At 73.0% G+C, this 20,048-nt stretch carries 19 protein-coding genes; 9 read left to right on the forward strand and 10 right to left on the reverse strand.

The features are described 5' to 3' along the window. Window positions 1-86: 86 nt before the first annotated feature. Complete coding sequence (locus ACOJUI_RS01160) at window positions 87-2,621, forward strand: FAD/NAD(P)-binding protein (protein ID WP_422116280.1); 2,535 nt, start codon at window positions 87-89, stop codon at window positions 2,619-2,621. 9 nt (window positions 2,622-2,630) lie between these two features. Here the strand turns inward: ACOJUI_RS01160 and ACOJUI_RS01165 are convergent, their stop codons facing one another. After that, entirely contained in the window at window positions 2,631-4,409 is a 1,779-nt protein-coding gene (locus ACOJUI_RS01165; protein WP_422116281.1) for a SulP family inorganic anion transporter, read from the reverse strand. Beyond that, entirely contained in the window at window positions 4,406-4,792 is a 387-nt protein-coding gene (locus ACOJUI_RS01170; RefSeq protein WP_422116282.1) for an ArsR/SmtB family transcription factor, read from the reverse strand. Before ACOJUI_RS01170 ends, ACOJUI_RS01165 begins: the two co-directional genes overlap by 4 nt. A gap of 368 nt (window positions 4,793-5,160) precedes the next feature. Here ACOJUI_RS01170 and ACOJUI_RS01175 point away from each other — a divergent pair, with 368 nt between their 5' ends. From ACOJUI_RS01175 to ACOJUI_RS01185, 3 genes are all read left to right on the forward strand, one after another. Further along, complete coding sequence (locus ACOJUI_RS01175) at window positions 5,161-6,141, forward strand: aldo/keto reductase (protein ID WP_422116283.1); 981 nt, start codon at window positions 5,161-5,163, stop codon at window positions 6,139-6,141. A gap of 241 nt (window positions 6,142-6,382) precedes the next feature. Beyond that, window positions 6,383-7,675, forward strand: a complete 1,293-nt coding sequence (locus ACOJUI_RS01180) for a S1C family serine protease (protein WP_422116284.1) — start codon at window positions 6,383-6,385, stop codon at window positions 7,673-7,675. Window positions 7,676-7,947: 272 nt separating this feature from the next. Continuing rightward, window positions 7,948-8,238, forward strand: a complete 291-nt coding sequence (locus ACOJUI_RS01185) for a hypothetical protein (RefSeq protein WP_422116285.1) — start codon at window positions 7,948-7,950, stop codon at window positions 8,236-8,238. 62 nt (window positions 8,239-8,300) lie between these two features. On the opposite strand, the gene ACOJUI_RS01190 is transcribed toward ACOJUI_RS01185, so the two are convergent. Then, a complete protein-coding gene (locus ACOJUI_RS01190) occupies window positions 8,301-8,828 on the reverse strand; it encodes a hypothetical protein (RefSeq protein WP_422116286.1) in 528 nt (175 codons plus the stop codon). Next, window positions 8,825-9,610: a glycosyltransferase family A protein gene (locus ACOJUI_RS01195; protein WP_422116287.1), complete on the reverse strand. Its 786-nt coding sequence runs from the start codon at window positions 9,608-9,610 to the stop codon at window positions 8,825-8,827. Before ACOJUI_RS01195 ends, ACOJUI_RS01190 begins: the two co-directional genes overlap by 4 nt. Window positions 9,611-9,895: 285 nt before the next feature. Here ACOJUI_RS01195 and ACOJUI_RS01200 point away from each other — a divergent pair, with 285 nt between their 5' ends. Together ACOJUI_RS01200 and ACOJUI_RS01205 are read left to right on the forward strand one after the other, a co-directional pair. After that, the gene (locus ACOJUI_RS01200; protein ID WP_422116288.1) at window positions 9,896-10,072 is read left to right on the forward strand and encodes a hypothetical protein; all 177 of its coding nucleotides are present in this window, start codon (window positions 9,896-9,898) and stop codon (window positions 10,070-10,072) included. Between the two features lie 251 nt (window positions 10,073-10,323). Then, window positions 10,324-11,307, forward strand: a complete 984-nt coding sequence (locus tag ACOJUI_RS01205) for a CPBP family intramembrane glutamic endopeptidase (protein WP_422116289.1) — start codon at window positions 10,324-10,326, stop codon at window positions 11,305-11,307. 29 nt (window positions 11,308-11,336) lie between these two features. Here the strand turns inward: ACOJUI_RS01205 and ACOJUI_RS01210 are convergent, their stop codons facing one another. Both ACOJUI_RS01210 and ACOJUI_RS01215 read right to left on the reverse strand, forming a co-directional pair. Then, window positions 11,337-12,041 (reverse strand): NADPH-dependent F420 reductase, encoded by a 705-nt coding sequence (locus ACOJUI_RS01210; protein WP_422116290.1) that lies wholly within the window; start codon window positions 12,039-12,041, stop codon window positions 11,337-11,339. A 111-nt stretch (window positions 12,042-12,152) separates the two neighbouring features. Further along, window positions 12,153-12,578 carry a VOC family protein gene (locus ACOJUI_RS01215; RefSeq protein WP_422116291.1) on the reverse strand — a complete coding sequence of 142 codons (426 nt, stop codon included), beginning with the start codon at window positions 12,576-12,578 and terminating at the stop codon, window positions 12,153-12,155. Window positions 12,579-12,783: 205 nt separating this feature from the next. On the opposite strand from ACOJUI_RS01215, the gene ACOJUI_RS01220 reads away from it, so the two are divergent. Together ACOJUI_RS01220 and ACOJUI_RS01225 are read left to right on the forward strand one after the other, a co-directional pair. After that, complete coding sequence (locus tag ACOJUI_RS01220) at window positions 12,784-13,701, forward strand: class II glutamine amidotransferase (protein WP_422116292.1); 918 nt, start codon at window positions 12,784-12,786, stop codon at window positions 13,699-13,701. Then, entirely contained in the window at window positions 13,698-14,732 is a 1,035-nt protein-coding gene (locus ACOJUI_RS01225) for a CAAX protease (protein WP_422116293.1), read from the forward strand. The genes ACOJUI_RS01220 and ACOJUI_RS01225 overlap by 4 nt, the downstream gene beginning before the upstream one ends. A gap of 18 nt (window positions 14,733-14,750) precedes the next feature. Here the strand turns inward: ACOJUI_RS01225 and ACOJUI_RS01230 are convergent, their stop codons facing one another. Genes ACOJUI_RS01230 through ACOJUI_RS01240 form a run of 3 tightly spaced genes read right to left on the reverse strand, consistent with a single transcriptional unit; the run spans window position 14,751 to window position 17,802 of the window. Continuing rightward, window positions 14,751-15,956: an ABC transporter permease gene (locus ACOJUI_RS01230; RefSeq protein WP_422116294.1), complete on the reverse strand. Its 1,206-nt coding sequence runs from the start codon at window positions 15,954-15,956 to the stop codon at window positions 14,751-14,753. Continuing rightward, entirely contained in the window at window positions 15,953-16,708 is a 756-nt protein-coding gene (locus ACOJUI_RS01235) for an ABC transporter ATP-binding protein (protein WP_422116295.1), read from the reverse strand. The genes ACOJUI_RS01230 and ACOJUI_RS01235 overlap by 4 nt, the downstream gene beginning before the upstream one ends. Beyond that, the gene (locus ACOJUI_RS01240; protein ID WP_422116296.1) at window positions 16,705-17,802 is read right to left on the reverse strand and encodes a hypothetical protein; all 1,098 of its coding nucleotides are present in this window, start codon (window positions 17,800-17,802) and stop codon (window positions 16,705-16,707) included. The genes ACOJUI_RS01235 and ACOJUI_RS01240 overlap by 4 nt, the downstream gene beginning before the upstream one ends. A gap of 218 nt (window positions 17,803-18,020) precedes the next feature. Here ACOJUI_RS01240 and ACOJUI_RS01245 point away from each other — a divergent pair, with 218 nt between their 5' ends. Further along, window positions 18,021-18,971 (forward strand): serine hydrolase domain-containing protein, encoded by a 951-nt coding sequence (locus tag ACOJUI_RS01245; RefSeq protein ID WP_422116297.1) that lies wholly within the window; start codon window positions 18,021-18,023, stop codon window positions 18,969-18,971. Between the two features lie 4 nt (window positions 18,972-18,975). Here the strand turns inward: ACOJUI_RS01245 and ACOJUI_RS01250 are convergent, their stop codons facing one another. After that, window positions 18,976-19,998: a LacI family DNA-binding transcriptional regulator gene (locus ACOJUI_RS01250; RefSeq protein WP_422116298.1), complete on the reverse strand. Its 1,023-nt coding sequence runs from the start codon at window positions 19,996-19,998 to the stop codon at window positions 18,976-18,978. Window positions 19,999-20,048 lie beyond the last annotated feature (50 nt).

Genomic DNA, 20,048 nt, shown 5'->3' on the forward strand with positions numbered 1-20,048 from the left:
CTATAAGCCAATCTAATGAACGTGCAAGGTGCAAGCTATGACCGGACACAGTGCGACACACACCCACCTCAGAAGGGACCCAGCCGATGAGCTCCCGGAACCGGACCACGGCCACGCGCCTGGTCATCGTCGGCGGCGGCCCGCGAGCCATCGCCGTGCTCGAGCGCCTCGGCGCCAGCGCCGCCCTGCCCGCGCACGCCGCGCGCCTCGAGCGCGCCCCGCTGCACGTGGACATCGTGGATCCGCACATGCCTGGCGCCGGCCGCATCTGGCGCGCCGACGAGAGCCCGCTGCTGCTGATGAACTCCCGCGCCGCCGACGTCTCGATCTTCACCGACGAGACCGTCGACTGCGAGGGACCCGTCCGCGCCGGCCCCTCCCTCGCGCAGTGGGCCGACGGGATCCGGCGCGGCACGATCGTCGCCCCCACCGTCGGCACCGAGCGCCTGGCGGAGATCGAGCGCCTGACCGAGACCGACTTCGCCAGCCGCCGCGTGCAGGCCCTGTACCTCGAGTGGTTCCTCGGGCAGGTCCTCGCGGCGCTGCCCGCGACGGTCGGCGTGAGCGTGCACCGCACCACCGCCACCGCCGTCCGCCGCGCCGAGAGCGCCCAGGGCTGGCTCGTCGAGCTCGAGGACCGGCCCGCGCTGGGCGCGGACCTGCTGCTGCTGGCCGCCGGGCACACCGATGCCCGGCCGTCGATCGCCCGCCATCACCTGGCCGCCTTCGCGCACCGTCACGGCGGCGCCTACCTGCCGCCCTCCCAGGCCGGCGACGCCCGCCTCGACCTCCTGGCCCCCGCGCAGGACGTCATCGTGCGCGGCATGGGGCTGGGCTTCATCGACCTGCTGGCGCTGCTGACCGAGGGGCGCGGGGGCCGCTTCGAGCCCGCCCCCGGCCCCGGCGACCCCGGGCGCCTGACCTACCTCCCCTCCGGCCGCGAGCCCCACCTCTGGGTCGGCTCCCGGCGCGGCGTGCCCTACCACTCGAAGGTCCGCGACGAGGGGGTCCCCGCCGGTCCCCGCGACCTCGCCCACGTCACCGAGGAGAACCTCCGCGCCCGCGAGGACGCCGAGGGCCGCCTCGACGTCCGCACCGACGTGATCCCGCTGATCGCCGCCGAGATCGCCCGCGCCGTCCCGGGCGCGCCCGTCGCCGATCCCGGGGAGGAGCCCCTGGCCTGGCTCGACGACCCGCTGGCCTGGCTCGACGGCGACGCGGACCCGCAGGTCACCCGCGACGCGGTGGTCCGCCACATCGAACTGGACCTGCGAGAGCGCACCCAGGGCGACACCAGCGCGGGCCGGGCCCTGTTCCAGGTGCTGCTGCGCGTGCACGGCGCCCTCGTGGACCTCCTGCCCGCGAGCCGGCTGCGGGAGTCCTCGGTGCGGGACCACCCCCGCTGGTGGCACTCGCTGTTCAGCTTCGTCGACTCCGGACCGCCGCCCCACCGCCTGCACCAGCTGCTGGCCCTCGAGCGCGCCGGCGTGGTCAGCTTCCTCGGCCCCCGCACCGTCGTGGTCGCCGACGACGCCACCGGGCGCTTCCATGCCCGCGGCGCAGGAGGGGTGCAGATCTCCGCCACGGCCCTGGTCGACGCCTTCCTGCCCGAGCCCTCGCTGCGCGAGTCCACCAACCCGCTGCTGCGCGATCTGGTGGCCGACGACCCGCGCCGGCCCGCCATCGGCCGGGAGTCACTGGCCGCCCCCGGCACGCTCGACACCGACGCCCGCCACCGGGTCCTCGGGCCGGACGGTGCGCCGCAGCCGCGGCTGTGGGCGATCGGCCCCTGGACCTCCGAGCTGCCGGTCGGCGCCTTCGCCCGGCCCCGCAGCAACGCGGCCTGCCATCGGCGCAACGACGCCCTCGCCCGGGACCTGCTCAAGGCCGCGCTCGCACCCGCGCAGCGCGTCGACGTGCCCCGGCACCCCGGTGCGCCCTCTGACCTCCCCGTCGGCTCGGCGCCGCGACCGCTGCGCCTCGGGATCCTCGGGCCCGGCAAGATCGGCACCGCCCTGGCCCGCACCGCCCTGCGCAGCGGCCTCGAGGTGCAGGTGGCCGGGCGCTCCTCCCGCGACGTGCTCGCGGCGCGCCTGCCCGGCGCGGCACCGGTGCCGTTCGAGGAGCTCGGGCCCGCCAGCGACCTCGTCCTGCTCACCGTGCCGCTGCACGCGGCGCTCGGGCTCGACCCCACGGCGCTGCAGGGGGCCATCGTCGTCGACGTCACCAACCCCTGGGGCGAGGCCGACGCCCTCGCCGTGGCCGCCGCCCGCCGCGCCGCCGGCGACGAGCACGCGGAGCTGTCCACCAGCGAGCTGCTCGCCGCCCGCCTTCCCGGCGCCCGCGTGGTCAAGACGCTCAACCACATCGGCTATCACGACGTCGAGGACCAGGGCCGGCCGTGCGGGCACCCCGCGCGACGGGCGCTCGCCGTGGCCGCCGACGATGCCCGCGCCGCCGATGTGGTGAGCCGGTTCCTGGAGCGGATCGGGTTCGACGCGGTCCGGGTCGGCCCGCTTGCCGCCGGCCGGGACCTGGAGCCGGGCGCCGGGCTGTTCGCGGGCTGGCGGACACGGGAGGAGCTGCTGGCCGTGCAGGCGCAGCCGGTGCGCGCCGCCTGAGGCGGCGGCTCAGGCGCCGGCCGGCTGCTTCGCGGCTGCGATGCCGCGAGTCGGCGGCACCTCCCGCGTCGCCCGCGCCCGGCGCACATGGGAGCGGGCGTGCTCGAGGGCGTCGTCGAAGCCGACGAACAGGTGCTTGTGGTGGCGCAGCGCCCGCAGCACGCCCACGCCGCGCAGCAGCTCCGCGTGCTGGTCCTGCACCCCCTTGATGAGCACCGTGATGCCGCGCCGCTCCAGGCCGCTGACGATCTCCGAGAGGATCCGCGCGCCGCTCGCATCGACCAGCTCGAGGGCGGACATCCGCAGGATCACCACGGTGACCGGCCCCACCGCCATCACCGTGTCGAAGACCCGCTCGGCCGAGGTGAAGAACAGCTGGCCGGTGAAGCGGACGGCGACGATCTCCTCGTCGCCCTGCTCGGGCTCGGCGCTCCGGATCGGCTCGAGCGCGACGCCGCTGGAGCGGGAGATGCTGCGCAGCGCGAAGAAGGCGGCCAGGACGATGCCGATCAGCACCGCCACGACGAGGTCGACGGAGACGGTGATCAGGGCGGTGAGGGCGAAGGTGATCGCGTCGGCCCGGGTGGAGCGGACGATCATGCGCACGGTCGCGACCTGGACCATCCGCACCGCGGTCACGAACAGCACGCCGGCCAGCGCCGCCAGTGGGATCATCCCCACCGGCCCGGCCGCCACGTAGACCACCGCGAGCAGCACCAGCGCGTGGACCACCGCGGCCAGGCGGCTGCGGGCGCCGGCGCGCACGTTGACCGAGGTGCGGGCGATCGCGCCGGTGGCTGGCATGCCGCCGAACAGGGAGGCGCCGATCGAGGCGACGCCCTGGCCCACCAGCTCCCGGTCCGGATCCACGCTGCCGGTGTCCGCGAGGCCGCCTGCGACCCGCGCCGAGAGCAGCGACTCGATCGCCGCCAGCGCCGCAACGGTGAGAGCGGCCGGCAGCAGCACGCGCAGCGACTGCAGGTCCAGGACCGGCAGGGAGGGAGCCGGCAGCTCGGAGGGGATGGTGCCGATGCGGGCCAAGGGGCTCGGCAGCACCAGAGCGAGGACTGCGACGACGGCGATGCCCACCAGGGAACCGGGGATCGAGGGATGGATCCGCGGTGCCAGCACCATGCACGCCACCACGATCGCGACCGCGCCGAGCGCCCAGGCCAGGTAGCTCGGGTCCGCTGCGGCCAGTGACTGCACGGCCGCCGCGACCGCATTGGTGCTCAGCTCCCCGGGGATGGCCTGCTCGGCGGAGGTGATCAGCGGGACCTGCTGCAGGAAGATCGTGCAGGCGATGCCGAGGGTGAACCCCTCGATGACCGGCCAGGGGATGATGCCCACCACCCGGCCCAGCCGCAGCGCTCCGGCGGCCACCACGATCACTCCCGCGAGCAGCGTCACCGCGGCCACCGCCCCCGCTCCCTGGGTGGCCACGATCGGCAGCAGCACCACCACCATGGCCCCGGTGGGGCCGGAGACCTGCACGTTCGAGCCGCCGAGGACGGCGGCCAGCAGTCCGGCGACGATCGCGGTGATCAGACCCTGCTCGGCGGTGAGCCCGGAGCTGACCCCGAAGCCGAGGGCCAGCGGCAGCGCCACGATGCCGACGGTGACACCGGCCAGCAGATCGCCCTTCCACGTGCGCCGCAGGTCGCGGTAGTCCGCGGGTCCGGGCAGGAGGGAGCGCATGCGGGCCAGCGCCGCGGCGGCGCGGCCGGGAGAGGCAGTGGGCGCTGCGGTGGGGCTGGGCGCTGCGAGGCCGGCGGTGTCGGGGGTCATGCGCTCGCCGCCGGGCGGGCGGGCTGGGCGGGCAGGCCGGGGAGCGCCTGCGCCTCGCTCAGCCTCTCGCCGTCCTCCGCGACCAGGTTCAGCAGCAGCGCGCGCGCCACCGCGAGCAGCTCGGCGGTGCGCGGATCGGCCAGGCGGTAGTGGACGTGGCTGCCGCGGCGCTCGGAGACCACGAGGCGGTAGCGGCGCAGCACCGCCAGGTGCTGGGAGAGGTGCGAGGCCTCCAGCTCGGTCTCCCGCTGGAGGTCGGCGACGCTGACCTCGGGGGCGGCGGACAGGAGCTCGAGGATGCGGATGCGCAACGGGTGGGCGAGGCCCTTGAAGAGGTTCGCCTTGACCTCATAGAGGGGGCGCTGAGTCTGGGTTAGCGGCATGATGAATCCATCATATGAGCTGCTGGGGGCGGGGTCCAGCGAAGGTGAGGAGGTCGCATCGCATGGGCATGGAGCTCCCATCGCGCCGAGGTGACCGGGCAGTTATGTGCGCTGTGCTTCCAGTAGCGGAAGCAGAGCGCACATGACTCCCGGGTGGGGGTGCGGCCTGAGGCCGCTGGCCCGGCTCTACGGCATGCCTGGCGGCAAGACGTTCCGCAAGTGCGAATGACGCGACCGGGCGCCTCACCGCGGGTTGCGCGAGGAGCCGGCGCGGAACGGACGCAGCTCGCGTTCCGGACGTGGCGCATGGAAGCATGAGCAACCTGGGCACCGCAGCCCGTTTCCGCTCGTCGCGAGGAGCCGCCGTCATGGAGTACGCGAAGCTGGGCAGCACCGGACTGGACGTCTCGCGCCTGTGCCTGGGGGCGATGGGGTTCGGCGACCGGGAGCGGTGGATCCACCAGTGGGTGCTCGATGAGGATGCCTCCCGTCCCGTCATCAAGCACGCCCTGGACGCCGGTATCACCTTCTTCGACACCGCGAACGTGTACTCGATCGGCCGCAGCGAGGAAATCCTCGGCAAGGCGTTGGTCGACTATGCCCCACGCGATGAGATCGTGCTCGCCACGAAGGTGCACGGCCGGATGCACGAGGGCCCCAATGGCGCGGGTCTGTCGCGCAAGGCGATCCTCTCGGAGGTCGAGCACAGCCTGTGCCGCCTGGGCACCGACTACATCGACCTCTACATCATCCACCGCTGGGACTACGAGGTCCCGATCGAGGAGACCATGCGCGCGCTCGACGATGTGGTGCGCTCGGGCAAGGTGCGCTACATCGGAGCCTCCGCCATGTTCGCTTGGCAGTTCCTGCGGGCCCAGCACGTCGCCGAGGTGAACGGCTGGACGAAGTTCGTCTCGATGCAGAACCACTACAACCTCCTGTACCGCGAGGAGGAGCGCGAGATGATGCCGCTGCTGCGCGAGCTCGGCGTCGCCTCGACCCCCTACAGCCCGCTGGCGGCCGGACGCCTCACCCGCGACTGGGATGGCGACACCGAGCGCGCGCGCACCGACCGCACCGCGACGACGAAGTACGACTCCACGCGGGAGACCGACCGCGCGATCGTCGAGCAGGTCGCGAGCATCGCCGCCGCGCGCGGGGTGGAGCGCGTTCAGGTGGCCCTGGCCTGGTTGCTCGCTAAACATCCGGTGGTGGCGCCGATCATCGGAGCGACCACGACCGGCCACATCGACGGCGCGCTCGGAGCCCTCGGCCTCGAGCTGGGTCCCGACGAACTCACCGCGCTCGAGGAGCCGTACGTGCCGCATCGCGTCGTCGGCGCCCAGTGACCGGAGGCCGCTCTCGGCGGCGCGCCCGCCATCGCCCTCCACGCCGGCGGGCACGCGCACCACATGGACGGTATCTCACCGTAAGGGCCGGCGAGAGTGTCCAATTTGTACTATATGCCGAGTCTCCATGCCATACTGCTGAGACCTCCGGGGCCCGTGCCCCTGGAGATCGACGTTTGCACTTCGCCTACGGGGCATCGGCGCCCCGATAATCACGGCACGGTTCCCGACAGGAGAAGCCATGGGCGTGGGCGGAGAATCTCGTAGCCATCTCGGCAGAGGCATCGCGCTCGGCGCCGTCCTCACACTGGCGGCTGCCTCGGGGCTCACCGTGCTGGGACCGCTCAGCGTGGGATGGGGCGAGGAGGCCGAGGCAGGTTCGCACACCACGGGCGGGGACGACTCGACGTCGGGGGGCGGGTCGGAAACACCCTCGCCAGAGGATCTTCCGGATTTCGTGAGCGCCTACGCGGAGGTGTCCGACGGCGTCGTGCGACTGGCGGTCGATACTTGTGCTGGGTCGGTCACCGGCAGTGGCGCCCTGGTCTCCGAGGATCTGGTCCTCACGGCGGCCCACGTGGTGGACGGCTACTCGAGCGTCCAGCTGCAGATCGGTGACCAGGCAGTCGTCGGCGAAGTGATCGGCTTCTCGAAAGAGGAGGAGCTCGCGCTGGTCAAGGCGAACCGGCCGCTCCGCGGCCATGTCTTCGAGATCCACGCCGAGACACCGGCCGTCGGCACCGCCGTCGCAGCGCTCGGCTATCCCCTCTCGGGGCCGCTGTCGTTCGCGGGCCCTGGCAACATCAGCACCCACGGGGAGTCCATCGACTTGCCCGACAGGGACGGCGAGATCATAGAGATCGCCGACGTCATCCGGATCTCCACGCCGACCAACGGTGGGAACAGCGGTGGACCGGTGATCGACGAGGAAGGCCGCATCGCCGGCATCGTTTCCGCCGGGAGGCTCTCCTCCGGAGAATTGGATGAGGAGGGGAGAATCGTGGTCGACGTCATCTTCGGCTTCAGCTTCGCGATCCCGTCGGACATAGCCTACGAACGGGTCGGCCAGTGGACCGAGACGCCGGAGCCGCTCGCACCGCAGGAGTGCGTGTACGAGGAGCCGGAGCCGATGCCTGCCGATCTGGTGAGCAACCTCAGCGACGGCCCCGAAGCCCATCTCGTCTCCGCGGTGCTCTTCGACTATTTCGACGGGATTAACCGAAGCGACTACGAGCGGGCCTATCGACAGCTCTCCGAGGAGCGGCGATCCCTGGAGACGCTCGAACAGTTCACCGAGGGGCAAAGGACGAGCATCATCTCCGAGGTGGTGGTCCTCGAGACGCGGGCAGAGGGCGAGAACTTGCGGGCACAGGTCACTTTCCGCTCCCGGCAGGACGCCGAGCACGGCCCGGAGGGCTGGGCGTGCGCGTACTGGACGCTCGAGTTCCTGCTCGTGCCAGGAGGGGAGCACGGCTGGGCCATCGAGACCTCGGCCGGGCAGGATCCGAACAATCCCGCCGAAGCTTGCGCCTGACCGCTCGCCGAGATGTATCTCGGGAGGCTCCACGAAGGCGCTGAGAATCGGTGCGCAGGAGCGGCTCGAAGGGGAGGCGCGCGAGCGAGAGGCGCTTCCGAGCATCGGCCGAGCACCGCGTGGCGGCTCACGGGCTCGGCGATCTCCACGTCGAGACCCCTCGCAAGCCGTTGCACGGCGCCTGCGGCGAAGAGGCGATATGCCACCGTCCAGGTCGGGAGCGTCGGCCGTGCTACGTCCGCAGTAGCATCGGGTGCCACCGGGGCGAGGTGGTGACCGTCGGCCCGCAGCGAGAGGGCGCCCGGCTTCATCGCGAGCACCGGATCCACGTCCAGCAGGAACGCTCTCTTATAAAGGCGATCCGCGGGGGCACCGAGCGCGGCTGTCTGCCCATGCGCCACGGCGAGGAGCGCACGCTGGGCGGCATCGAGGTCGGTGCGCTCCGGCAGCTGCAGATAGCCGCGCACGGAGCGGAGGACAACGAGGGAGAGCGTGACCGCTTCACGAAAGTCCTGATCAAGCAGCTCCTTGAGCTACCAGCGCACCGCGGAGACCTTTCGTAGCACAACGGTGAGGTGCCCGCCGGTGAGGAGCAGCTGGGCACCGAGGGCGATCACGAGGACGGTCACGACGATGCCGACGTCGTGCGGCCCCACAGCAGCCCCGCGGCGAGGGTGCCCGCGAGGCCCGAGACGATGTCCAGCACGGTGTCGGCCGGGGCCACGTACACCGTGGGATCCACCCAGTGATGCCCGGCCAGCTCCATCAGCTCCCAGACCGCCGCGAGGATCACGCCGGCGACGACGATCTCGACGGGGCGAGGGGTGCGGGAACGCACCACCCGCGTGGCCAGCACCGCGAGAAGCCCGGTCAGCAGGAAGTGGATCGGCACGTCCCACCAGGGGATCCGCTCGTACAGCAGCAGGAAGGAGCTGATCGCGGCGATCAGACAGGCCGCGGAGGTCGCGGCCTCCCAGGCCAGCGGCAGCCGCGAGCGCCAGCCGAGCACCTGGGCGAGTGCGACCAGCATCGAGACCGCCACCTCCACCCACATCCCGGCCAGGGCGAAACCGGCGGCCATCGCCATCCCGGACCACCGCATCACCAGCAGACCGAGGTTCTCGACGGCTCGGCGGACGCCGCCGCTGCTCATCGCTGGGATCCGTCGGCCGCGACGATCGCTCGCCGTGCTCCCAGCCGCGCCGCCCAGCGCTCCCACGGTCGCTCGTGGCGCCAGTTGCGCTGGAGGGTGCGGGCCGCGCGCCGCCAGCGGAGCACCTGGGTGTGGTCGGGGCGCAGCGCGCGCGAGGACATGTCCACGGTCACCGTCCGGGTGACGCGGACCCGCTGGCCCGGGCGCACGCGGAAGGAGAGATCCATGTCGTCGTGCACGTCGGCACGATGCGAGACCTCCTCGCGGACCTGCTGCCACCAGTCGCGCCGCATGGACATGGTGGTGCCGAAGGCGGGGAAGTGGCCCAGGGCGGCGGCCGTCAGCAGCAGGTACCCGCCGACGTACAGGGTGGAGAGGATGGCGGCGCCGACGGGGCCGGGCAGGAGGAAGCGGCCGGGACCGGTGACGATCACGGTGCCGGGCCGGGCGCGGGTGTGCGCGCGGCGATGTGCGGCGATCCAGTCCGGCGCGGGCCGGCTGTCGGCGTCGCAGCGCACGATGAGGTCCCCGCGAGCGGCGTCGTACCCGGTGGCGGCGGCGACCGCGATGCCGGGGATGCTCTGGGGGACCACGACGCAGCCGGCGGCGCGGGCCACGGCGGCGGTGCCGTCGGTCGAGCCGTTGTCGACCACGATGATCTCCAGCGGCGCCTCGGTCTGGGTGGCGAGGGCCTGCAGCAGTCCGCGCAGCTCGAGCTCGTCGTCGCGCACCGGGACGACCACGGAGCAGGTCGGCGGACTCGTCGGCGGCAGGTTCCCCATCCCGCCTACGGTACGCAAACGCGGAGGCCGGAGCGGCGGTCCGTTGCATGCCGGCAGTGCGGCGCCGGTCACGTCCCACCGCCTCTGCAGAGGACCGACCCGGGCCGGCGTCCCCGAGCATCGCAGGAGAGGCCAGTGGGGCGCGGCGGTAGCCTGGCAGGGAGGTCAGCGGAGGCCGGACGTCGCGCGGGGTGCCCCGGCGATGCGATGCACGAGCACTGCCGCGACCTCGCGACGGAGAGGAGCGAGCATGACCGGCATGTCCTTCGAGGGTGGGAGCGCCCGATGAGCGCCCTCACCATCGTCTTCCTGCTGCTCGCCGGCGCGCTGATGTTCGCGGCGGTGATCGCCATCTACATCACCAATGTGACGGTCAAGCAGGGCGGGATCCCTCGGTGGGTGCTGGGACTGGGCCTGGCCGCACTGCTGGCATGGTTCGTGGCGGTGCTGACCGTCCTCTGAGCGTCACCCCGAACCTCTGAGCGCCGCCGCCCCGCTCCGCCCAGCGAGGGTGACGGAGTCGGGTGAATCGCTGCGCTGTTGGACCTGGTTCGTCGCTCCCGACGGAGCGCGGAGCGAAGTGGGCAACGAAGTCGGGTGACTCGCTGCGCTGTTCTACTCGGTTCGTCGCTCCCGATAGGGCAGCGCCGGAAGGGGAGAGCACCCGGCGGGGAGGAGAAACTACCCCCGGATCCCGGTGGGAGAATCACTCGATGACCAGCACCACCATCGAGCCCGCCCGTGAGCGTGGCGAGCACCGGCCACCGCACCCCGCAGCACCCGGCGCTGCCCCTGTCCCTTTGCGCGCCGTCGGGCACTCCTACCCGCACCTGGCGCGTGCGATCCCTCACCGTCGGTACTGGTGGCGGCCCGTGGTGGCCGTGGCCGTGGCGGGCACGGCCTACCTGATCATGAACCTGCAGCTGATGGTGCCGCTGCTGCTGTTGGGCGTGATCTGGCCGGCCTTCGCCCCCAGCGACGAGCTGATGGATCCCCTGAACGCAATGGACCAGCTGCTCGGGCTCGGCTCGCTCGCGCTGCTGCTCCCCGCGGTGCTGGTGGGCACCCTGGCCGGGTACGGCCGCGCGGGGATCGCCCATTCCGTGCTCGGCCGCTTCCGCTGGGGGCTGCTGGGTCGCGCGGCGATCGTGGTGGCCCCGGTGTACGTGCTGATCAACCTGGTGGCGAACCTGGTGCTGGAGCGCGGGGCCGTCGTGCTGCCCGCCCTAAGTGCGAGCGCCCTGATCGCGTGGGGTCTGACGCTGCTGCTGGTGCCCCTGCAGGCGGCGGGGGAGGAGTACGCCTTCCGGGCGCTGCCGATGCAGGCGCTCGGGACCTGGCTGCGCTGGCCGATCATCGGCATCCTGGTGCCGGTCCCGCTGTTCGTGATGGGGCACGGCTACTCCTGGCTGGGCCAGGTCGACATCGCGGTGTTCGCGCTGGCCATGGGCGCGCTGGCCTGGAAGACCGGCGGCATCGAGATCCCGGTGCTGCTGCACGTGGCGAACAACTGGACCCTCTTCGCGATCGCCCCGCTGATCCCCGGCCTCATCGAGCAGGGAGAGGTGAGCGTGACCGGCTTCCTGCAGGCGATCATCCCGATGCTGCTGCTGACCGCCGGGATCTGGTGGTGGTTCTCCCGGCGCGAGCATCTGGGGCTGTGGGAGCCGTTCCGGGCGCGCGAACCGCTGCGCTGACGGGGCCGAGCGGGCCGGTTCCGCCGGGCTCAGACCCTCTGGCCGAGCGCGGCCATGACCTCGCGGCCGCGGTCCGTCTCCGGGAACCGTTCGATGATCTCCCGCAGCTCGGCAGCGTCCCCGGAGGCGCCGAAGGCCTCGGTGAACGGCTGCAGGCGCACTCCCTCGGAGAGCGGCCCGATGGGCAGCGGGTCGAACCCCAGCGCGTCCACCAGCTCCGCCACGGTCTCCACCTGCGGGGAGGGACCGGCGATCGCGATCGCCGCGCGCGGGCCCACCGGGGCGCCCGCGGTGCGGCGCCGGGCGCGGTCCTCCAGGTCGTGGTATCCCATGTGGTTGAAAGCCTTCACCACCGTCGCACCGGGCAGGTGCTCCTGGACGTGCTCGCTGGTGGAGGCGCCCGGGGCGGAGAACGTCTCGTCGTGCCCGTCGGTCTCCCACCAGTGGTTCATGGCGTCGATGACGAGCGTGCCCTCCAGGGCGTCCGCCGGCACCGTGTCGAGCTTGCCCAGCGGCAGCGCCAGTATCACCAGCTCGGCGCGCTCGGCGACCTCACGGCTGGTCAGCGGGATCGCGCCGGGGGCGAGGAGCTCGGTGATCAGCGCGATCCTGGAGACGGGACCGGAGCCGGAGATCAGCACCTCGAAGCCGGCCGCGACCGCGAGGCGCGCCAGCACCGTGCCGACCTTGCCGGCGCCGAGGATCCCGAGTGTGCGGGGAGCAGCAGTGTTCACGTCTGCGCCCAACGCCGGCGGCGCGATCGAGCTTCCCGGAGGTGACCGGTCTCGCCCCGGCCGTCGACGTCGGGCGGTGCGGAGCGGGCGATGCGGTGCAGGCGCTGGGGATCAGCCGGGCTCGCCGGGCACGTCGATCTGCCACATCACGCCGAAGCGGTCCTTGACCTGACCGTAGTGGTCGCCCCACGGAGCCTGTTCGAAGGGCATCTCGACGTTGCCACCGGTGGAGGTGAGCTTCTCGATCAGCGCCCGGCCCTCGTCCACCGAGTCGGGCAGGACCATCAGGGAGTAGACGGGGCTGTCCAGGGGCTGCGGGACCTCGGCGATGTCGTCCCCGCCGGCGAGGGTGAGCAGGCCGCCCTCGAGCTGGGCGTGGGCGACGGCCTGGGGAGGCGGCGTGAACGGCATGCCCTCCATGGGCGGCATGTCGCCGTAGGTCATGACGTCGAGGGTGCCGCCGAAGACGTCGCGGTAGTAGGCCATCGCCTCGGCGGCGTTGCCGGGGAAGGAGATGTACGGAGTCGAGCTGGGCATGGTTCCTCCACGGGGAGACGGGGGCCGCGCCCACAGCTGGCCCGGTGTGAGCCACATCATGTCACCGCCTGCCGACACCCGGAACGGGGCGCGGGCCCGTTCCCGGGACGGGACCCGGGCCGACGGCGGAGCCGGGGGCCGCGCCCGCCCGCGGGTGGTGGGCCTCACTGCGGCCCCGGCCGGTGCGTCCTAGAGTGGTCGGGTCATGTGCCGACTCTTCGCCCTCCACTCCGACCAGCCCGTCACCGCCGATCTCTGGCTGCTCGATGCCCCCTACTCCCTGCTCAGCCAGTCCCGCTTCAACGCCGACGGGACCGGGCTGGGCTGGATCGGTGAGGACGGCGAGGCCACGGTGCGCAAGCGCCCCGTCGCGGCCTTCGAGTCCGAGACGTTCCCGCAGGTGGCCACCACGCTGCGGGCGCGGTCGATGATCGCCCATGTGCGGCTCTCCTCCGGCAGCGAGCACTGCGTGGAGAACACCCACCCCTTCCTGCAGGACGGCATCATCTCCGCCCACAACGGGGTCCTCGAGGTCACCGCCGCGATGCGGCAGCGGGTGCGGGAGCTCGGCGCGGCCCACCACGTCCAGGGCTCCACCGACAGCGAGTGGATGTCCGCCCTGATCGCCGGCGAGGTCGCCGCCCAGGACGGCGACCTGCACGACGGCGTGGTCGCCGCGCTGTCGTGGATCATCGCGAACGTGCCGGTGTACTCGGTGAACATTCTGGTCCTGAAGGACGAGGAGCTGATCGCGGTGCGCCTGCCGGCGACCAACGAGCTGTGGGTGCTCGAGCGCACCGCCACCGCCGCCCAGCCCCGCGAACCGCTCGAGCAGTACTCGGACTCCCTGCGCGCCCGCAGCGCCGACCTCGCCGGGGTGCGCTCCGTGGTGGTCGCCAGCGAACCGATGGACGACGATCCCGCCTGGCGGCTGCTGGACTCGGGCGAGCTGCTGCATCTGCTGGGCGACGGCTCGCTCACCAGCGAGCACCCCTTCGGGCCCCTCGCCCACGCGCTGAGCATCGAGGATCTCGGTCTGTCCGCCGCGGCCTCGCAGGCCCATGCCGCGCAGGCCCGCGCCCAGGAGCAGCGCCGCCGCCAGCTCGCCGAGGACGCCGCGTGAGCGCCCCCGCCCCGTCCCGACCGGTCCCGTACCACCGCCTGGCGACCCTGCGCCCGGCCTGGGCGGCCGGTGCGAAGCCCCTGCTGACCATCGCCGCCGCCTTCGTGGCCTACGTCGTGCTCGCCTCGGTGGTGCTGGTGCTGACCATCCTGGTCCTCGCGGTGATGCCGGGCGTGAACGTCGCCATCGGCGTCACCAGCGGCGACCCCACCAGCCCGCTGGACGTCGTGCTGGCCCTGGTGATGGGCGCCATGTGGCTGCCCGCCGGGATCATCGGCGTGCGCGTGGGCGGCTGGCGCCCGCTGGGCACCGCCTGGTCCGTCGCGGCCCGCCTGCGCCGTGAGCGCCTGGGCGCGCTGGCGGGAGGGGGCGCGGCGATGGCGATCGTGGTGGTCGCGGTCGCCGCGATCGCCGGCGCGCTCGCCGGGACCGACGGCGCCGCGGCACCCGGCGCCGCCTCCGCGCCGCAGCTGCTGCTGGTCACCCTGCTCCTGCTGGGGCTGGCGCCGCTGCAGGCCGCGGGCCTCGAGCTGGCGCTGCGCGGGGTGGTGATGCAGGCCCTCGGGAGCTGGCTGCGCAGCCCGCTGCTGCCGATCCTCGCCGCCACCGCGGTGGCCCTGATCGGACGCGAGCTCTCCGTCCCGGTGGCGCTGCCCGCCCTGGCCCTGGCGCTGGCCGCCGCGGTGCTGGCCTGGAAGAGCGGCGGCCTGGAGCTGCCGATCGTGCTGACCGCCACCGTCACCCTCGCCTCCCATCTGGTCTCCGCGCTCGGTGCCGGCACTGCGGCCGGCGCCGGGGCGGCCGCCCTGAACGCCGGCGCCGCGGCCCCCGGCACCTCGGCGGCGGCCCTCGCCGCGACCGCCGCCGAGGCCGGAGCCGCGTCCCTGGCCGGGGGCATCGGCGGCGCCGTGGCGCTGCTGCTGCTCACCGCCGTGATGGTGGTCCTCATCAGCCGGCGCGAAGGCGTCGCCCTGCGGGAACCCGTCGGCCGCCCCGCCGCCGAGCTCGCTCCGGAGCCGGTCCCGTTCTGAGCGGCCGCCGGGCCCCGCTCAGTTGCGGATCGCGTCGATGACCTTGATCCGGGTGGCGATCAGCGCGGGCAGCGCGCCGGCCAGGATGCCCACCGCGGTGGCCGCCCCGAGCCCCACCAGCACCGCCTGGACCGGGAACGGCGGCAGGTCCACCAGGCCGATGCCGGCGAAGAACTCGGTGACGAACGGCGCCTTGACCAGCGCCACCGCGGCCGTCACCCCGATCGCCCCGGCGGCCACCGTGGCGACCACGGACTCCATCAGCACCCCCACGAAGATCCGCCCGCCGGTGGCGCCGTAGGAACGGCGGATGCCGATCTCCCGCACCCGGTAGCGCACGGTGACCAGGGAGATGTTCACCAGGCCCAGCGCCCCCAGCAGCAGGATCACCAGGGCCACCGCGATCACCGCGTAGGCGAGCACCTCGAAGCCGGTGTCCTCGGCGGACAGCGAGCTGACCTGCACGTCGAAGGCTCCGGCCGGGGTGTCCGCGAGCGCCTGCGCCAGATGGCCGCGGAGCTGCTCCACCTGCTCCGGCGGCACCCACACCATGTACTCCGCACCGGCCGGTGCCTCGGCCCGTCCCGGCAGCGTCTCCATGCCGCCGGCGGTGACGTAGGCCAGCGGTCCCCAGTCGATGTTCGGATCCGCCGCCAGCACCCCGACCACGATCGCCTGCTCCGACTCGGTCGCTCCGGTGGGCCCAAAGAGCGTGACCGGTTCGGTGCCCAGCGCGGGCCGGCCCAGCATCTCGTAGAGGGGTTGGTTGACCACCAGGGCCGGGGCCAGGCGCCGGGCATCGGAGTCCGCCAGCCAGCGGCCCTCCTGCGCCGTGGTGCGGAACATGTCCCCGTAGGCGGGATCGACCCCGTGCAGCTCGGTGGTGCGCACCCCCTGCGGGGTCTGGATCCGCACCGAGTCGCGGACGCGACGGGTGCGCTGGTCGATGCCCAGGCGATCGATCTGCTCGAGCACCACGGCGTCCTGCTCGGCGCCGGTGAGCGAGCCGCCGGTGCCCATCGAGTAGATCGTCAGGGTGGCGTCGCGCCCGCCCCACTTCTCGGAGGACTGGGTCAGGGCGCCGGTGAGCATGCCGCCGGCGCCCATCACGGCGGTGAGGGCGAAGACGGAGAACGCCACCCCGATCAGGGACAGCAGGATGCGGCCCTTGTTGACCCGCAGCTCTCCCCAGGCCTCGACGATCGAGGCGAGCAGACCGGTCATGCCACCGCCTCCCGGCCGGCGCGGATCCCCACGGTCGCGGCCACGGCGTCCCGGGCCCCGCCTGCGCCGACGTCGTGCAGGATGCCCTCGTCCAGCAGGTAGGAGCGGCGGGAGAGGGCGGCGACCTGGAGGTCGTGGGTGATCGTCACCAGCGCGGCGTCGGAGTCGCGGGCGATCTCGTCCAGCAGCGCCATCACCGCCTCGCCGGTGGTGACGTCGAGGGCGCCGGTGGGTTCGTCGGCCAGGATCAGGCGGGGGCGCCGCACCAGGGCGCGGGCGACCGCGACCCGCTGCTGCTCCCCGCCGGAGAGCCGGGTGGGCAGCTGCTGGGCGCGGTCCGCGAGGCCGACGCGGTCGAGCATCTCCAGCGCGAGGCGCTCGCGGTGCCAGAACTGGCCGGCGCTGCCGTACATCAACGGCATCATCACGTTCTCCAGCGCGGTGCGGCGCTCGAGCAGGTTGAACTGCTGGAACACGAAGCCGATGGTGGCGCCGCGCAGGCGGGCCCGTCGGCGCTCCCCGAGCCGGGAGACGTCCGCCCCGTCGAAGCGCAGCTCCCCGCCGCTCTGGCGGTCGATCAGCCCCAGCAGGTTCAGCAGGGTGGTCTTGCCCGATCCGGAGCGGCCGACGATCGCCACATGGTCCCCGGCCTCCACGGTGAGGTCGACGCCGCGCAGGATGTGCAGGTCCTCCCGGCTGGGCAGGCGCACCGAGCGGCGCAGGTCGCGCAGCTCCAGCAAGGGTGCGCTCACCACACCTCACCGCCCATCATGTCGTCGGGGTTGTCGACGCCGGGGGCGAACTGCAGGATCTCCTGGCCCTCCGCGAGGCCCTCGGTGACCTCGACGATCCCGTCGCCGCGCAGCCCCAGGGTGACCTCGATCGGTGTGGGCTCGCCGGTCGCCAAGTCCAGCTCGTAGACGGTGCCGGCGGTGCCCTCGCCCTCGACCGCGGTGGTGGGCACGGTGAGCACCCCGGTGCGGGAGCCGAGGTCCACGAACACCTCGACGCTCAGCCCGGGCACCACCCGCACGTCGGCGGGCACCGGGCAGACCAGCTGGGCCGCGGAGACGCCCGACCCGCCGGGCTCGAGGGGCATCCCGGTGAACGGGTCGATCTCGGGGGCCTGCGGCGTGGCCGGCTCCTCGAGCTCGGTGTCCTCGGTGATGGACGGGGCGGCGCAGGCGACGAGGTCCGGCGAGGTGGGCAGGGTCGCGGTGGCGACGATCGTCAGGTCCAGCAGGGAGAGCTGCTGCTCGGGGGTGAGGTCGGCGATGATCGAGTAGGTGCCGGGGGAGATGGTCGCGACGACGTCGTCCTCGGTGAGCTGCCGGCCCTCCGCGGCCGTCATGCCGGTGAGGGTGCCGTTCGCGGTGGCGATGAGGTTGACGTAGCGGTACTCGGGCTCGGCGGGTGGCGGCGCCGGCAGCTCCTGGACATCGCCGCCGCCGAGCGGCATGTCGGCCGGCACCTCGGCCGGCTGCTCGACCGGCGCCTCGACCATGGCGGGGGCGACCTCGTACTTCACCTGCAGGACCCGCTGGCCCTTCTCCACCGCCTCCCCGTTGCCGCGCCAGATCTTGGTGATCTCCCCGGTGCTGGTGGCCAGCAGCTCGGTGCCGGCGTCGGGCTGGACCAGCGCGGACAGCTCCAGCACGGAGGAGATGTCCTGCGGCGCGACCGGCACCAGGGCGTACTGGTCGAAGTCGGCCGACGGGGTCAGCGGGTCGGCGGCCGGGGTGTCCGCGTCGGCGGGGAAGAACGCCAGCTTCGCCAGCGCGAGGGCGATGACGGCAAAGATCAGCATCCAGATGACGGGGAAGACGAAGCGGCGCAGGGCGTCCATGGGCGCCTTTCGATGAGGTCGGCGACGATGCCGATGGGGAAGGGGACTGCGGAGGTTCCGAGCGGCCCAGGTGGCGGGGGCATGGCCCCGAGGCCATTCTGACCGAGACGGTACCGCCTGACCAGCGTCTCCGTGCACGTGTCGGAATCATCCCGGGCTGCGCCCGGTGCGTGGGACAGGGGTCGCCCCCGGTGCCGGGCGGGCGCTACGGTCGCCCCATGACCGCCGCCGACGCCGCCGTGCCCGCCCCGCGCCACCCTGTCCCCGACCCGCTGCTGCTGCTCCCGCTGCGCCAGCGCATCATCGAGCAGCAGCTCGGGGTGCGGGCGCTGCACCTGCACCGCGCGGGCCACGACGAGCTCAGCCACCGCTTCGCCCAGGACACCGCCGAGAACATCTACTCGGTCTCCAAGACCGTGACCGCGCTCGCCGTGGGGATCGCCGCCCACGAGGGGCTGCTGGACGCGGAGGACCTGCTGGTTGACCACCTGCCCGCCCCGGCCGACGGCTACGGCAGCGGCATGGAGCAGGTGCGGCTGCGCCACCTGCTGACCATGACCTCCGGCTCCCCGGTGCTGGGCTTCCTCGACGAGCAGCGCGAGCATCCCGACCTCAGCTCCCTGTTCCTGGCCACCGACCTGGTCGCCGATCCCGGCGCGCGGTGGGAGTACTCCAACGGCTCGACCCTGCTGCTGTCCCGCGTGCTCACCGAGCGCACCGGGCAGTCGATGCGGGACTGGCTGATGCCGCGGCTGTTCGAGCCGCTGGGGATCCTGAACCCGCAGTGGCACACCACCCGCGACGGTGTGACCTGGGGCGCGACCGGACTGCACCTCAAGAGCGGGCAGCTGGCCCGGATCGGGCAGCTGCTGCTGCAGCGCGGGCAGCACGAGGGAACGCAGCTGGTGCCCCCGGCGTGGATCGACGCCCTGCACGCCGAGGAGGCCTGGGTCGCCACCGGTGATCCCGAGCCCGAGAGCGCCCGGTACGGGTACGGCATCTGGCAGTGCACGCCGTCCGGCGCCTGGCGGGCCGACGGCGCCCTGGGCCAGTTCCTGCTGGTCCTGCCCGAGCAGCAGGCGGTCCTGACCATCACCTCCCGCCTCGAGGGACGCAGCGGCGCGGAGGTCCTGCGCGCGGTGTGGGAGGAGCTGCTGCCGCTGCTGTGAGGACTCAGACGCGCGGCGGGGCGGTGCTCTGCCGCCGCACCAGCGACATGGGCAGACGTGGCGGGGCGTGCACCGCCGTGCCGGTTCCCCCGTCCTCGATCAGGCGGACCAGGAGCTCGACCGCGGCGGCGCCCTTCGCCGGGATGTCCTGGGCGATCGAGGTGAGCTGCGGGCGCATCCACCGACAGACCGCGGTGTCATCGAATCCGAGCACGGACACCAGCCCGGGCACGTCCACTCCGCGGTCCAGCAGCTCGCCGACGATCTCGGTGGCGAGCACGTCGCTCGCGGCGACCACGGCGGTGGGGGCGTCGCGTCCTGACCGGAACTGGTCCACCACCCGGGCGGCGGATCGCGGTTCGTGATCTGCCGGCAGCACCTGGACGATGTGGACACCCGGCTCGTCGGCGACTGCCGCGCGCAGGCCCGCCAGCCGCCGGGCGACGACACCGTCGGTCGCGCCGAGCGGTCCCGCGAAGGCCAGGCGCCGGTGGCCCAGCTCGATGAGGTGCTGGCCGGCCGCCATCCCTCCCTGGTGATCATCGACCCCGACCACGTTCACCCGCTGCTCGCGTGAATAGTTGTCGAGGAACACCAGCGGGCGCGCCTGGGTGCGCTCGAGCTCATTGATCTCGTCGGCGACGGAGCCGTAGACGATCAGCCCGTCCGTGCGCCAGGAGCCGACGGTCCTCGCCGTGCCGACGACGTCCGCACTCGAGGCGGTGATGAGGGAGTAGCCCGCAGCCGTGACCGCTCGCTCGACCGCGCCGACCAGGATCGCGTCGTGCGGGTTCTCGAGCAGGCCGCGGCGCTCATCCGGATGATGGACGACGAGACCGATCATCCGCGACCGGTTCGCCGCCAGTGAGCGGGCCTGGGCATCGGGGACGTATTCGAGGTCCTTGATGGCCTGGCGGACCCTGGTGATCGTCGCCGGGGAGACCTTGTGGTGGTGGCCGTTGATGACGTTCGAGACCGTCATCCGACTGACGCCGGCTGCGGCGGCGACGTCGCGAAGACTGCTCACTGGTCTCTCCTCGCTGTGCGCTGGGCAGGGCGGCATCGTGCCGAAGGAGC

The organism is Brachybacterium sp. UNK5269 (genome assembly GCF_049266655.1).
Taxonomy (GTDB): domain Bacteria; phylum Actinomycetota; class Actinomycetes; order Actinomycetales; family Dermabacteraceae; genus Brachybacterium.

Bases quoted from the DNA above. Each gene is read 5' to 3' on its own strand.
- ACOJUI_RS01160 (WP_422116280.1), top strand. From the start codon at position 87: ATGAGCTCCCGGAACCGGACCACGGCCACGCGCCTGGTCATCGTCGGC.
- ACOJUI_RS01165 (WP_422116281.1), bottom strand. From the start codon at position 4,409: ATGACCCCCGACACCGCCGGCCTCGCAGCGCCCAGCCCCACCGCAGCG.
- ACOJUI_RS01170 (WP_422116282.1), bottom strand. From the start codon at position 4,792: ATGCCGCTAACCCAGACTCAGCGCCCCCTCTATGAGGTCAAGGCGAAC.
- ACOJUI_RS01175 (WP_422116283.1), top strand. From the start codon at position 5,161: ATGGAGTACGCGAAGCTGGGCAGCACCGGACTGGACGTCTCGCGCCTG.
- ACOJUI_RS01180 (WP_422116284.1), top strand. From the start codon at position 6,383: ATGGGCGTGGGCGGAGAATCTCGTAGCCATCTCGGCAGAGGCATCGCG.
- ACOJUI_RS01190 (WP_422116286.1), bottom strand. From the start codon at position 8,828: ATGAGCAGCGGCGGCGTCCGCCGAGCCGTCGAGAACCTCGGTCTGCTG.
- ACOJUI_RS01195 (WP_422116287.1), bottom strand. From the start codon at position 9,610: ATGGGGAACCTGCCGCCGACGAGTCCGCCGACCTGCTCCGTGGTCGTC.
- ACOJUI_RS01200 (WP_422116288.1), top strand. From the start codon at position 9,896: ATGAGCGCCCTCACCATCGTCTTCCTGCTGCTCGCCGGCGCGCTGATG.
- ACOJUI_RS01205 (WP_422116289.1), top strand. From the start codon at position 10,324: ATGACCAGCACCACCATCGAGCCCGCCCGTGAGCGTGGCGAGCACCGG.
- ACOJUI_RS01215 (WP_422116291.1), bottom strand. From the start codon at position 12,578: ATGCCCAGCTCGACTCCGTACATCTCCTTCCCCGGCAACGCCGCCGAG.
- ACOJUI_RS01220 (WP_422116292.1), top strand. From the start codon at position 12,784: ATGTGCCGACTCTTCGCCCTCCACTCCGACCAGCCCGTCACCGCCGAT.
- ACOJUI_RS01230 (WP_422116294.1), bottom strand. From the start codon at position 15,956: ATGACCGGTCTGCTCGCCTCGATCGTCGAGGCCTGGGGAGAGCTGCGG.
- ACOJUI_RS01240 (WP_422116296.1), bottom strand. From the start codon at position 17,802: ATGGACGCCCTGCGCCGCTTCGTCTTCCCCGTCATCTGGATGCTGATC.
- ACOJUI_RS01245 (WP_422116297.1), top strand. From the start codon at position 18,021: ATGACCGCCGCCGACGCCGCCGTGCCCGCCCCGCGCCACCCTGTCCCC.